The organism is Kitasatospora sp. NPDC004289, from assembly GCF_053602875.1.
Genome location: NZ_JBSGEL010000103.1, coordinates 1 through 13414 on the forward strand (window position 1 = coordinate 1; position 13414 = coordinate 13414).

12 protein-coding genes are annotated in these 13414 nt (G+C 72.6%); 11 read left to right on the forward strand and 1 reads right to left on the reverse strand.

Annotated features, from left to right (window positions below; all coding sequences use genetic code 11):
- Positions 1–125 precede the first annotated feature (125 nt).
- Positions 126–719 carry an isopentenyl-diphosphate Delta-isomerase gene (gene idi / locus ACWEPF_RS36815; RefSeq protein ID WP_345280799.1) on the reverse strand — a complete coding sequence of 198 codons (594 nt, stop codon included), beginning with the start codon at positions 717–719 and terminating at the stop codon, positions 126–128.
- A gap of 453 nt (positions 720–1172) precedes the next feature.
- On the opposite strand from idi, the gene ACWEPF_RS36820 reads away from it, so the two are divergent.
- The 11 genes from ACWEPF_RS36820 (at position 1173) to shc (ending at position 13200) form a co-directional block, all read left to right on the forward strand.
- A complete protein-coding gene (locus ACWEPF_RS36820; RefSeq protein ID WP_345280798.1) occupies positions 1173–1928 on the forward strand; it encodes a phosphocholine cytidylyltransferase family protein in 756 nt (251 codons plus the stop codon).
- On the forward strand, positions 1916–2974 hold the full coding sequence (locus tag ACWEPF_RS36825; protein WP_452176046.1) for an iron-containing alcohol dehydrogenase family protein: 1059 nt from the start codon (positions 1916–1918) through the stop codon (positions 2972–2974). Before ACWEPF_RS36820 ends, ACWEPF_RS36825 begins: the two co-directional genes overlap by 13 nt.
- Before the next feature lie 115 nt (positions 2975–3089).
- Complete coding sequence (locus tag ACWEPF_RS36830; protein ID WP_452176056.1) at positions 3090–3782, forward strand: CDP-alcohol phosphatidyltransferase family protein; 693 nt, start codon at positions 3090–3092, stop codon at positions 3780–3782.
- On the forward strand, positions 3779–4663 hold the full coding sequence (locus tag ACWEPF_RS36835) for a glycosyltransferase family 2 protein (protein WP_452176047.1): 885 nt from the start codon (positions 3779–3781) through the stop codon (positions 4661–4663). Before ACWEPF_RS36830 ends, ACWEPF_RS36835 begins: the two co-directional genes overlap by 4 nt.
- 130 nt (positions 4664–4793) lie before the next feature.
- The gene (locus ACWEPF_RS36840) at positions 4794–5711 is read left to right on the forward strand and encodes an ABC transporter permease (RefSeq protein WP_452176048.1); all 918 of its coding nucleotides are present in this window, start codon (positions 4794–4796) and stop codon (positions 5709–5711) included.
- A 31-nt stretch (positions 5712–5742) separates the two neighbouring features.
- Positions 5743–6513 (forward strand): ABC transporter ATP-binding protein, encoded by a 771-nt coding sequence (locus tag ACWEPF_RS36845; protein ID WP_452176057.1) that lies wholly within the window; start codon positions 5743–5745, stop codon positions 6511–6513.
- A 132-nt stretch (positions 6514–6645) separates the two neighbouring features.
- Entirely contained in the window at positions 6646–7560 is a 915-nt protein-coding gene (gene hpnC / locus ACWEPF_RS36850; protein ID WP_452176049.1) for a squalene synthase HpnC, read from the forward strand.
- 41 nt (positions 7561–7601) lie between these two features.
- Positions 7602–8459, forward strand: coding sequence for a presqualene diphosphate synthase HpnD (hpnD, locus tag ACWEPF_RS36855; protein WP_345280825.1), 858 nt, complete (start codon positions 7602–7604; stop codon positions 8457–8459).
- A gap of 94 nt (positions 8460–8553) precedes the next feature.
- Positions 8554–9945: a hydroxysqualene dehydroxylase HpnE gene (gene hpnE / locus ACWEPF_RS36860; protein ID WP_452176050.1), complete on the forward strand. Its 1392-nt coding sequence runs from the start codon at positions 8554–8556 to the stop codon at positions 9943–9945.
- Positions 9946–10031: 86 nt separating this feature from the next.
- Complete coding sequence (locus ACWEPF_RS36865; RefSeq protein ID WP_452176051.1) at positions 10032–11117, forward strand: polyprenyl synthetase family protein; 1086 nt, start codon at positions 10032–10034, stop codon at positions 11115–11117.
- A gap of 7 nt (positions 11118–11124) precedes the next feature.
- Positions 11125–13200 carry a squalene--hopene cyclase gene (gene shc / locus ACWEPF_RS36870; RefSeq protein WP_452176052.1) on the forward strand — a complete coding sequence of 692 codons (2076 nt, stop codon included), beginning with the start codon at positions 11125–11127 and terminating at the stop codon, positions 13198–13200.
- The last annotated feature ends 214 nt before the right edge of the window (positions 13201–13414 follow it).

Below are 13414 nucleotides of genomic sequence, written 5' to 3' on the forward strand. Positions count from 1 at the left end.
GGTGATCTGGTAGGCCACGGTCTCGTACTGCACGTCGAGCGCCCAGCTCTGGCCCGGGCCGAGCGTGAACTCCAGGGAGTGGTGCTCCCCGTCCCGGCGCCCCCTCGTGTCCGGCGGAGGGCCCGTTACCAGCTGGGCCCGGCGATCTCCCGGATCCCCGGGAGGGCGGCCTCGAAGACCGTGCGGAACCAGACCGAGGTCGGCTTCTCGGCCTCCAGCGCCTTGAGCTCCTCGGCGGTGACGTAGCGGAAGTCGTCCACCTCCTCCGGGTCCGGCTTCGGCTCGTCGGTGACCAGGCCGACGAAGAGGTGGTTCCACTCGCGCTCGATCAGGCCGGAGGCCTCGTCGGGCAGGTCGTAGCGGACGGTGCCCGCCTCGCAGAGCAGGGCCGGGGCGACGCCCAGCTCCTCGGCGGTGCGGCGGGCGGCGGCGACGAAGGGCTGCTCGCCGGGGTAGGGGTGGCCGCAGCAGGTGTTCGACCAGACGCCGGGGGAGTGGTACTTGCCGAGCGCGCGGCGCTGGAGCAGCATCCGGCCCTGCCGGTCGAAGAGGAACACCGAGAACGCCCGGTGGAGCCGACCGGGCTGCTGGTGGGCCCAGAGCTTCTCGGCGGTGCCGATGGTCACACCCTCGTCGTCGACGAGCTCCAGCAGGATCTCGGCGGGCGTGCCGGGGGCGGCGCCGTCCTCGGTGAGCAGGGACGGTCGGGACTCGGGCATGGGGCCTCTTTCGCGACGGGGAGGTGGCTGGTTCGTGAGCGCGGCGGCCGCTCCGGACGCCGCCCGGGCGTCCGGGGCAAGTCTGCCGTATGGGTGGGTACCCGAATGGGCGCGACGCACACGGAGGCGTGGAAGGGCCGGATGATCAGGCAATCCGTTCGATTCCTGATCGGCCCGGGCCGCCCCCTGATCCTTTCCGATCATCTGCCCGGTTCTCCTGACCCGTGTGGTTTCGGGGGTGTACGCCCGTTCCGGTAGCCTCACCGTGCCCGGGTGGCACGGGGGAGGGCCGTGCGGTACCGGCCGCGTTCGGGCCGGTCGTGACCGTCGCCTACGATCACAGCGGGAGCCGCCGACCCCGCCGCGGACCACCGGGCGGCACCACGCGGCACGATGCGTCACCACGCACCACCACCGCGACACCACGCAACACCACGAGTCAGGAGACACCGCATGATCGGCCTCGTTCTGGCCGCCGGCGCCGGTCGCCGGTTGCGCCCGTACACCGACACCCTGCCCAAGGCGCTGGTTCCGGTGGACGGCGAGCGGACCGTGCTGGACCTCACCCTCGGGAACTTCGCCGAGGTGGGCCTGACCGAGGCCGCCGTCGTGGTGGGGTACCGCAAGGAGGCGGTGTACGACCGCAAGGCGGAGCTGGAGCGCACGTACGGCGTCAAGCTCACCCTGGTCGAGAACGACAAGGCGGAGGAGTGGAACAACGCCTACTCCCTCTGGTGCGCCCGTGACCTCTTCGCCGAGGGCCTCCTGCTGGCCAACGGCGACACCGTGCACCCCGTCTCGGTGCAGCACACCATGCTGGACGGCTACCGCGGCCGGATCGCCGCCGGCGAGACCCCGGGCATCCTGCTGGCGCTGGACACCGTGAAGAAGCTGGCCGACGAGGAGATGAAGGTCGTCGTCGACCCGGCCTCCGGAATGCGCCGGATCACCAAGCTGATGGAGCCCTCCGAGGCCACCGGCGAGTACATCGGCGTCACCGTGATCGACCCCTCGGCCGCGGCCGACCTGGCCTCCGCCCTGCAGGCCACCTTCGAGCGCGACCCGCAGCTGTACTACGAGGACGGCTACCAGGAGATGGTCGACCGCGGCCTGCGCATCGACGTGCAGCCGATCGGCGAGGTCTCCTGGGTGGAGGTCGACAACCACGACGACCTGGCGAAGGCGCGGGAGATCGCGTGCCGGTACTGACCAGGCTGGTGCCCTCGCCGGTCTTCATGGAGATCCGCCCGGGCGCCCTGGACTCGCTCGGCGGCATCCTGGCGGACCAGCGGCTCTCCGCCTCGGGCCGGATCGCGGTCGCGGTCAGCACGGGCTCCGGGGCCCGCCTGCGCGAGCGCCTGGAGCCCGCCCTGCCCGGCGCCGACTGGTACGAGGTGGAGGACGGCTCGCTGGACGCCGCGGTGCGGCTCGCCGACCGGGTGCGCGGGCACTACGACGCGATGGTGGGCCTCGGCGGCGGCAAGATCATCGACGCCGCCAAGTACGCCGCCGCCCGGGTCGGCCTGCCGCTGGTCGCGGTGGCCACCAACCTGGCCCACGACGGCCTCTGCTCGCCCGTCTCCACCCTCGACAACGACGCCGGCCGGGGCTCCTACGGGGTGCCCGGGCCGATCGGCATCGTGGTCGACCTGGACGTCGTCCGGCAGGCCCCGCCGCGCTTCGTGGCGGCCGGGATCGGCGACGCCGTCTCCAACATCTCCGCCTGCGCGGACTGGGAGCTCTCGCACGTCCACACCGGTGAACCGGTCGACGGACTGGCCGTCGCGATGGCCCGGACGGCCGGCGAGACCCTGCTGCGGCACCCCGGGAAGCTGACGGACGGGGACCTCCTCACGACGCTCGCGGAAGCCCTGGTACTGTCCGGCATCGCGATGAGCATCGCGGGCAGCACCCGGCCCTCCTCGGGCGCCTGCCACGAGATCTCGCACGCCCTGGACGTGCTCTACCCCAAGCGCTCCGCCCAGCACGGCGAACAGGTCGGCCTCGGCGCGGCCTTCGCCACCTTCCTGCGGGGCGAGCGCGAACTGTCGGCTCTGATGGTGGACCGGTTCCGGTTCCACGGCCTGCCGGTGACGGCAGATCAGATCGGCTTCACCGAGGCGGAGTTCACCGAGGCGGTGCACTACGCTCCGAACACCCGTCCGGGACGCTTCACCATTCTGGAACACCTCGACCTCTCGCCCTCAGACATCAGGGACTCGTACGCCGACTATGTCCAAGCCGTCAACAGCTGATCGCCCCCCGGTCGACCTGACCCGCCGCCCCTCGATCGAGGAGCTGCGCGCGGTGATCCACCCCGAGGGCATGCTCCAGCGCAGGAGCGCCGAGCACTGGGCCGGGCGCCTCTACATGCGGAAGATCTCGCTGAGGATCACCCGCGTGCTCTCCACCGTCACGGCGATCACGCCCAACGGCCTGACCTACCTGATGATGGTGACCGGCATCCTGGCCGGTGCCGCCCTGGTGGTGCCCGGCATCGCCGGCGCCGTCCTGGGAGCCCTGCTGATCCAGGTCTACCTGCTGCTGGACTGCGTGGACGGCGAGGTGGCCCGCTGGCGCCGGCAGACCTCGCTGACCGGCGTCTACCTGGACCGGGTCGGCCACTACATGTCCGAGGCCGCGCTGCTCACCGGTCTCGGCCTGCGGGCCACCGACCTGTTCCACCGTCAGGGCAGCGCCTCGCACTGGGAGTGGGCCTTCCTCGGCGCGCTGGCCGCGCTCGGCGCCATCCTGATCAAGTCGGAGACCGACCTGGTGGACGTGGCCCGGGCCCGCAGCGGGATGACCGCCGTCGAGGACAGCGCCTCGGTGCCGCGTTCGGCCGGGGTGGCCAAGGCCCGCAAGGCCGCCGCCTTCCTGAAGTTCCACCGGCTGGTCGGCGCGGTCGAGGCCTCGCTGCTCATCCTGGCGGCCGGGATCGCCGACGCGGTGGCCGGCGACCTCTACTTCACCCGCCTCGCGGTGGTCGTGCTGGCCGCGATCGCGATGCTCCAGACCGTCCTGCACCTGCTCTCCATCGTCCTGTCGAGCAGGCTGCGATGACCGACCACTTCAAGCTCGGTGCGGTCATCATCACCATGGGCAACCGCCCCGCCGAGCTCAACGCCCTGATCGAGTCCGTCCGCGCCCAGGAGGGCCCGGAGGTCGAGCTGGCCGTGGTCGGCAACGGCGCCCCGCTGCCCGAGCTGCCCGCGGGCGTCCGCTCGGTCGAGCTGCCCGAGAACCTCGGCATCCCCGGCGGCCGCAACGTCGGCATCGAGCTGTTCGGCCCGGACGGCCGGGACGTGGACGCCGTCCTCTTCCTGGACGACGACGGCCTGCTGCCCCGCACCGACTCCGCCCGGATCCTGCGCGAGGCCTTCAGCTCCGACCCGGGCCTGGGGATCGTCTCCTTCCGGATCGCCGACCCGGACACCGGCGAGACCCAGCGCCGCCACGTGCCCCGGCTGCGGGCCAGCGACCCGATGCACTCCTCCCGGGTGACCACCTTCCTGGGCGGCGCCAGCGCCGTCCGCAGCGCGGTCTTCCCGCAGGCCGGGCAGCTGCCCGCGGAGTTCTTCTACGCCCACGAGGAGACCGACCTCGCGTGGCGGGCGCTGGACGCCGGCTGGTCCATCGACTACCGCGCCGACGTGGTGCTCTTCCACCCGACCACCTCCCCGGCCCGGCACGCCGCGTACTTCCACAACGTGGCCCGGAACAGGGTGTGGCTCGCACGACGGAACCTTCCGGCCCCTCTCGTGCCTCTCTATCTGGGAGTCTGGTTCCTGCTCACGGTGGCCCGCCGTCCCTCCGGGGACGCGCTCAAGGCCTGGCTGGGCGGGTTCCGGGCCGGCTGGCGCGAACAGTGCGGTCCGCGTCGTCCGATGCGTTGGCGTACGGTGTGGCGATTGACCCGTCTGGGCCGACCGCCGATCATCTGATCGCAGAAAATCTTCCGGCGACCCCCGTCGTCGGACCGGTACTTCCCCCCGTTGATCCCGGTGGGTCAGACCGGAACCGCCGCCGTTCCCCCGTCGGCGGCCCGGTCTTCCGATCCCGTGAAGGACGAATGTGTCGACAGTGAGTGACCCGGTCAACTTCTCCGCACCCAGCGGCGTTGACGCGGGTCTGACCCCGAAGCAGCTCGTGGCCAAGTACGGCCTGACCGTGAGCGGCAAGCGGCCCGGCCTGTTGAAGTACGTGCGCGAGCTGTGGTCGCGGCGCCAGTTCATCATGGCGTTCGCCACCGCGCGGCTGGTGGCGCAGTACACCACGGCCAAGCTCGGCCAGGTCTGGCAGGTCCTCACCCCGCTGCTGAACTGCGCGGTGTTCTACCTGGTCTTCGGCGTCATGATGAAGTCCGGGGAGTCGATCGACCCCTACATCCCCTGGCTCTGCATCGGCGTCTTCGTCTTCCAGTTCAGCCAGAGCGCGGTGCTCTCCGGTACCCGGGCGATCTCCGACAACCTCGGGCTGATCCGCGCGCTGCACTTCCCCCGCGCCAGCCTGCCGATCGCCTTCACCGTGATCCAGCTCCAGCAGCTGCTGATCTCGATGATCGTGCTCGTCGGCATCGTGCTGTTCTGGCAGCCGCCGGCGATGACCTGGCTGCTGCTGATCCCGGCGCTGGCCCTGCAGTGCGTCTTCAACACCGGCCTCGCCCTGATCTTCGCCCGGATCGGCGCCAAGACCAGCGACATGGCCCAGCTGATGCCGTTCCTGCTGCGCACCTGGATGTACACCTCCGGCGTCATGTACTCGGTGCAGGGCGCGGTCGAGAAGTGGCCGACCATCTGGCAGGCGCTGTTCCGGCTGAACCCGGCCTCGGTCTACATGGACCTGATCCGCTACGCGTTCATCCCGAACACGTACAACAAGGAGGCGCTGCCGCCGCACGTCTGGGCCATCGCGGGTGGCTGGGCGCTCGTCGCCGGTCTGGTCGGCTTCGTGTACTTCTGGAAGGCAGAGGAGCAGTACGGCCGTGGCTGACACCGTGACCGACGAGACCCGAGGGGCCGTCATGAGCAAGACCCGGGACGCCCGGATCCCCACCGTGGTGGTGGACGACGTGCACATCGTCTACCGGGTGCACGGCGCCGGCTCGGGCCGCGGCAGCGCGACCTCCGCGCTCAGCCGGATCATCTCGCGCAAGCGCTCGCCCGCGATCCGCGAGGTGCACGCCGTCCGGGGCATCAGCTTCACCGCCTACAAGGGCGAGGCGGTCGGCCTGATCGGCTCCAACGGCTCCGGCAAGTCGACCATGCTGTCGGCCATCGCCGGTCTGCTGCCGACCGAGAAGGGCGCCATCTACACCAACGGCCAGCCCTCGCTGCTGGGCGTCAACGCGGCACTGATGGACGATCTGACGGGGGATCGGAACATCGTGCTCGGCTGCCTGGCGATGGGCATGTCGATGGCCGAGGTCAAGAGCCGCTACCAGGACATCGTGGACTTCTCGGGGATCAACGAGAAGGGCGACTTCATCTCGCTGCCGATGCGCGCCTACTCCTCCGGCATGGCGGCCCGCCTGCGCTTCTCCATCGCGGCGGCCAAGACCCACGACGTGCTGCTGATCGACGAGGCCCTGGCCACCGGTGACCAGAAGTTCCAGCGCCGCTCCGAGGACCGGATCCGCGAGCTGCGCAAGGAGGCGGGCACCGTCTTCCTGGTCAGCCACAACAACAACTCGATCCGCGACACCTGCGAGCGCACGATCTGGATCGAGAAGGGCGAGCTGGTCATGGACGGCTCGACCGACGACGTCATGAAGGAGTACGAGAAGGAGCACTGAGCCCACGGGGGCTGGTGGTTCCTTCAGGCGGAGGGGCCGGTGCCGAGCAGTCGGCGCCGGCCCCTCCGCCGTGTCCGGGTGGGCCGCCGGGCGTCGGCGGTGTAGAACGGGGGAGTGACGGAAGTGGCTTCAATGCAATCGGACAGTAGGACCGACGGCGAGACCCTCGGCAAGGCGGGGGCGGAGAACTTCCCGGTCGCGCCCGGCTTCCTGCCGGCCGCCTGGCGGGCGGACCTGATGGCGGTGTACGGCTTCGCCCGGCTGGTGGACGACGCCGGTGACGGCGACCTGGCCGAGCCGGAGAAGGTGGCCGCGCTGCTCGGGGTCGAGGGGGGCCCGGCCGACGAGGGCTTCCGGCTCGCGCTGCTGGACGGGTTGGAGCGGGATCTGGACCGGGCCTTCGGGGCGGCCCTGGACAGCCGTGCGGAGCAGCCCCGGCACCCGCTGATGCGGGGCCTGGTCCCGCTGATCGACCGTCACCCGGTGACCCCGGAGCCGTTCCGCCGTCTGATCGAGGCCAACCGGGTGGACCAGACCACCTTCCGGTACGCCACCCAGCAGGACCTGATCGGCTACTGCACCCTTTCGGCCGATCCGGTCGGCCGCCTGGTGCTGGCGCTGGCCGGCAGGGCCACCCCGGAGCGGATCGCCCACTCGGACGCGATCTGCACCGGCCTCCAGCTGGCCGAGCACCTCCAGGACGTGGCCGAGGACCTGGGCCGCGGCCGGATCTACCTCCCGCAGCAGGACATGGAGCGCTTCGGCGTCACCGAGCGGGACCTCGCCGCGCCCACCGCGAACGCCCGGGTGCGCGAGCTGGTCGCCCATCAGGTGGAGCGCACCCGGACCCTGCTCGACCACGGAGCGCCGCTGGTGGGTACGGTGCACGGGAGGCTCCGACTGCTGTTGGCGGGATTCACCGCCGGCGGGTACGCGGCCCTGTCGGCGATCGAGGCCGCCGGGTACGACGTGCTCGCGGTGCAGGCGAAGCCGGACAAGCGCCGCCTCGCGGTCAAGGCGGCGGCAATCTTCGCGAAGGGAAGGTGAACGCCCGCGTGGCGGCATCACCACTGGCCCCGGCCCCCGTCATGGCGGCCTACCGGTACTGCGAGGCGGTCACCGCCCTCCAGGCCCGGAACTTCAGCTACGGCATCCGGCTGCTGCCCGAGCCCAAGCGGCTCGGCATGTCGGCGCTCTACGCGCTGGCCCGCCGGGTGGACGACATCGGCGACGGCGAGCTCCCGCCGGAGCAGAAGGCCGATCAGCTGCGGCAGACCCGGCTCCTGCTGGAGGAGGTCCGGCTCGGCACGGTGAGTGACGAGGACACCGACCCGATCAAGGTCGCGCTGGCCGACACCGCCCGCCGCTTCCCGATCGACCTGGGCGGCTTCGACGAGCTGATCGACGGCGTCGAGATGGACCTCCGGGGCGCCGAGTACAAGACCTTCGAGGAGCTCAAGGTCTACTGCCGCTGCGTGGCCGGGTCCATCGGCCGGCTCTCGCTCGGCGTGTACGGCTGCGAGCAGCCCAAGCTCGGCGCCGAGTACGCCGACACCCTGGGTCTGGCCCTGCAGCTCACCAACATCCTGCGCGACCTGCGCGAGGACGCCGCCAACGGCCGCACCTACCTGCCCACCGAGGACCTGGTGCGATTCGGCTGCGAACAGGGTTTCGACTTCGACCGGCCGCCGGTCGGCGCCGACTTCACCGGCCTGGTCGCCTTCGAGGCCGAGCGGGCCCAGCAGGCCTTCGCCGACGGCCTGCGGCTGCTGCCGATGCTGGACCGGCGCAGCCGGGCCTGCACCGCCGCGATGGCCGGGATCTACCACCGGCTGCTCGGCCGGATCGCCGCCGAACCCGAGTCGGTCCTGCGCGGCCGGGTCTCGCTGCCGGGCTGGGAGAAGGCGTACGTGGCACTCTCCGGGCTCGCCGGAGGGCGTTCTTGATTCTCTCCGCGTTTATGTCACGCTGTGTCAGCACCCGGTCGCCGCACGGCGGTCGGGCACGGGCCGGCCACGACCACCGAAGGGGAGGCGCGAGATGACGGCAGGGCACGACCGGGAGCTCACCGCCGTGGTGGTCGGCGGCGGTCTGGCGGGCATCACCGCCGCGCTGCGGCTGGCCGAGGCAGGCCGGCGGGTCACCCTGGTGGAGGCCAGGCCCCGCCTCGGCGGCCTCGCCTTCTCCTTCCGCCGCGGCGAGCTGACCGTCGACAACGGCCAGCACGTCTTCCTCCGCTGCTGCACCGCCTACCGCGGCCTGATCGACCGGCTGGGTGCGGGCCGACTGGTGGACGTCCAGCCCCGGCTGGACGTCCCGGTCCTGTCGGTCTCGCCGGACGGGCGCCGCACCCTGGGCCGGCTGCGCCGGGCGGGCCTGCCCGTCCCGCTGCACCTGGCCGGCAGCCTGGCCTCGTACCCGCACCTGACCGCCGCCGACCGGCTGCGGGTGGTGCGGGCCGCGCTGGCCCTCAAGGGGCTGGACCTGGACGATCCGGGCCTGGACCGGATCTCCTTCGCCGAGTGGCTGCGCGCCCACGGCCAGACCCCGGCCACCACGGCCGCGCTCTGGGACCTGGTCGGCGTGGCCACCCTGAACGCCACCGCCGAGCAGACCTCGCTGGCGCTGGCCGCGATGGTCTTCAAGACCGGCCTGCTCTCCGACCCGGGCGCCTCCGACATCGGCATGGCCAAGGTGCCGCTCGGCGAGGTCCACCACGACCTGGCGCTGGCCGAGTTGGAGCGGGCCGGGGTCTCGGTGCGGCTGCGCACCCGGGTGGCCGAGGTGAAGACCGCCGAGCAGCACTGCGTCCGGCTGGAGGGCGGCGAGCTGCTCACCGCCGACACCGTGGTGCTGGCCGGCGCCCAGGAGTCGGCCGCCGCACTGCTCCCGGACGGCGCGCTGGAGCACCCCGAGCGCCTGGCCGGGCTCGGCCACGCGCCGATCCTCAACGTGCACGTGGTCTACGACCGCAGGCTGCTGAAGCAGCCGTTCTTCGCCGCCCTCGGCTCGCCGGTGCAGTGGGTCTTCGACCGAACCGCGCACTCCGGGCTGGACGTGCCCGGCGCGCAGTACCTGGCCCTGTCGCAGTCGGCCGTGCAGGACGAGATCGACCTCCCGGTGGCCGAGCTGAGGGAGCGTTACCTGCCCGAGCTGGAGCGGCTGCTGCCGGCCGCCCGGGGCGCGGAGGTCCTGGACTTCTTCGTCACCCGGGAGCGGACCGCGACCTTCGCGCCCGCCCCCGGCACCGCGGCCCTGCGCCCCGGCCCGGTCACCCGGGTGCCCGGCCTGCTGCTGGCCGGTTCGTGGACCGCCACCGGTTGGCCCGCGACCATGGAGGGGGCCGTCCGCAGCGGTCACGCGGCCGCCGACGCGGCCCTGGCCGGAAGGCGCCGTCCGGTGGACCGGAGTGACGGAAGGTGGCCTCGATGAGTCTGGGGCCGGGTAGAACTGACACCGCACCAGAGCGGCCTCGCGTGCCGTTCGCACCGTTCGCAGGACAGGGAGAGGGAACGTACGTGGAGCCTCGCAGCGGGACCGGTTCGGTCCAGGACGCGCCGGCCGCACTCCCGGTGCCGGAACTGCTGGCCCGGGGCCGCGCCCTCTGCACCCCGCCGCTGCGCGCCGCCGTCGCCCGGCTGGCCGCACCGATGGACACCGTGGCGGCGTACCACTTCGGCTGGATCGACCGGGACGGCACGCCCGTCGCGGGTGACGGCGGCAAGGCCGTGCGCCCGGCGCTCGCCCTGCTCTCGGCGGAGGCCGTCGGCGCTCCGGCGCAGGTCGGCGTGCCCGGTGGCGTCTCCGTCGAACTGGTGCACAACTTCTCGCTCCTCCATGATGACTTGATGGACGGTGACGAGACGCGCCGGCACCGGGCCACGGCCTGGACGGTCTTCGGCCCGGCCCAGGCGATCCTGGTCGGCGACGGCCTGGCCGCCCTGGGCACCGAGGTCCTGCTCGACGCCGCGGTCACCGGTACCGCCTCCGCCGCCGACGCGGCCCGCGCGGTCCGGCTGATCACCACCACCACCCGGCAGCTGATCGACGGGCAGGCCAAGGACCTCTCCTTCGAGCACCGCGACGTGGTCACCGTCGAGGAGTGCCTCGACATGGAGGCGGGCAAGACCGGCGCCCTGCTGGCCGCCGCCTCCGCCATCGGCGCGGTGCTGGCCGGGGCCGACGACCGGGTCTCGGACGCCCTCCAGCGCTACGGCATGCACGTCGGCCTGGCGTTCCAGGCGGTGGACGACCTGCTCGGCATCTGGGGCGCCACCGAAGTCACCGGCAAGCCGCACTGGGGGGACCTGCGCCAGCGCAAGAAGTCCCTCCCGGTGGCCGCCGCGCTCGCCGAGGGCGGCGCCGCCTCCCGTCGGCTGGCCGCCGAGCTGGCCGACCCGAGCGGCCGCGGCGAGGAGGGCGAGGACCAGCTCGCCGCCCGCGCCGCGCTGATCGAGCAGGCCGGCGGCCGGGCGTGGACCCAGCAGGAGGCCCGCCGGCAGCACCAGACCGCCCTCGCCGCACTGGACGAGGTGCCCATGACCGACGAGGTGCGCCAGCGCTTCGTCGCACTCGCCGAATTCGTGGTGGTACGAGAGAGGTGACGTTGACGTGACAGCAACCGCGGACGGCCGGCTCGACCCTGAGTACGATCCCGAGCCGGCCGCGGTGGGCGAACGCCCGCCGGTCACGGACCGGTTGACCGGCCGTCAGACGACGGTCGCGACGGCCCCCGCACCGGGGGCCGGGAGGCGGCAGGCCGACGGGCCGGAGCGGAGCGGTCCGTTCGATCCGGCCCAGGCCCTGGCCCGGGCCACCGCCGAGCTGTTGTCACGCCAGAGCCCGGACGGCTGGTGGAAGGGCGACCTGGAGACCAACGTCACCATGGACGCCGAGGACCTGTTACTGCGTCAGTTCCTCGGCATCCGCGAGCCGGAGCAGACCGCGGCCACCGCGGCCTGGATCCGCTCCCAGCAGCGCGAGGACGGCACCTGGTCCACCTTCTACGGCGGCCCGCCCGAGCTGTCCACCACCGTCGAGGCCTACGTCGCGCTCAAGCTCGCCGGCGACGACCCCGGCGCGCCGCACATGGCCGCCGCAGCCCGGTACGTGCGGGAGCGCGGCGGCATCGCGGCCAGCCGGGTGTTCACCCGGATCTGGCTGGCGCTGTTCGGCTGGTGGCCGTGGGAGCGGCTGCCCGAGATGCCGCCGGAGATCATCTTCCTGCCCCGCTGGCTGCCGCTGAACATCTACGCCTTCGGCTGCTGGGCCCGGCAGACCATCGTCCCGCTCACCGTGGTCTCGGCCCACCGCCCGGTCCGCCCCGCCCCGTTCGACCTCACCGAACTGCACACCGACCCGGCCGACCCGTACCCGCTGCGCCCGCTGGCCCCGCCCACCGGCTGGGACGGCGTCTTCGAGCGCCTCGACCTGGTCCTGCACGCGTACCACAAGCGCGCCCTGCGCCCGCTGCGCCGGGCCGCCCTGGCCCAGGCCGGCCGCTGGATCGTCGAACGCCAGGAGGCGGACGGCTGCTGGGGCGGCATCCAGCCGCCCGCCGTCTACTCCCTGATCGCCCTCCACCTGCTCGGCTACGACCTCGAACACCCCGTCATGCGGGCCGGGCTGGCCGCCTTCGACCGCTTCACCGTGCACACCGAGGACGGCCGCCGCTGGCTGGAGGCCTGCCAGTCCCCGGTCTGGGACACCTGCCTGGCCACCATCGCGCTGCGGGACGCGGGCCTGCCCGCCGACCACCCCGCACTGGTCTCGGCCGCCGACTGGATGCTCGCCGAGGAGATCCGCCGCCCCGGCGACTGGTCCGTCCAGCGCCCGCGGCTGGCGCCCGGCGGCTGGGCCTTCGAGTTCGAGAACGACAACTACCCCGACATCGACGACACCGCCGAGGTGGTGCTCGCCCTCAAGCGGGTCGCCCACCCGGACCGGGCGCGGATCGACGGCGCGGTGCGGCGGGGCGTCGAGTGGAACCTCGGCATGCAGTCGCGCAACGGCGCCTGGGGCGCCTTCGACGTCGACAACACCAGCACCCTCCCCAACAAGCTGCCGTTCTGCGACTTCGGCGAGGTGGTCGACCCGCCCTCGGCGGACGTCACCGCGCACGTGGTCGAGATGCTCGCCGAGACCGGCCTCGCCGGGGACCGGCGGACCAGGCGCGGCATCGACTGGCTGCTCAAGAACCAGGAGGCGGACGGCTCCTGGTTCGGCCGCTGGGGCACCAACTACATCTACGGCACCGGCTCCGTCCTGCCCGCCCTGGTGGCCGCCGGGATCCCCGGCTCGCACCCCGCCGTCCGCCGCGCGGTGGACTGGCTGGCGGACCGTCAGAACCCGGACGGCGGCTGGGGCGAGGACATGCGCTCCTACGAGGACCCGGCCCGCTGGTCCGGGCGCGGCGACTCCACCGCCTCGCAGACCGCCTGGGCGTTGATGGCCCTGCTGGCGGCGGGCGAGGGGCCGGACGGGGCGCACAGCGAGGTGGTCGAGCGGGGCGTCCAGTGGCTCTGCCGCACCCAACTGCCCAGCGGCAGCTGGGACGAGCCGCAGTTCACCGGGACGGGCTTCCCGTGGGACTTCTCGATCAACTACCACCTGTACCGCCTGGTCTTCCCCGTGACGGCCCTCGGACGGTACCTGCACGGCAGTCCGCTGACGGGAGGCGGAGCATGACGGAGTGTGCGCTCCGCGCGGCGGGTACCGGGCGGCTCTCCCCGGTTCCCGGCCCTCGGACGGTACCTGCACGGCAGTCCGCTGACGGGAGGCGGAGCATGACGGAGTGTGCGCTGTGCGCGGCGGGTACCGGGCGGCTCTCCCCGGTTCCCGGCCCTCGGACGGTACCTGCACGGCAGTCCGCTGACGGGAGGCGGAGCATGACGGAGTGTGC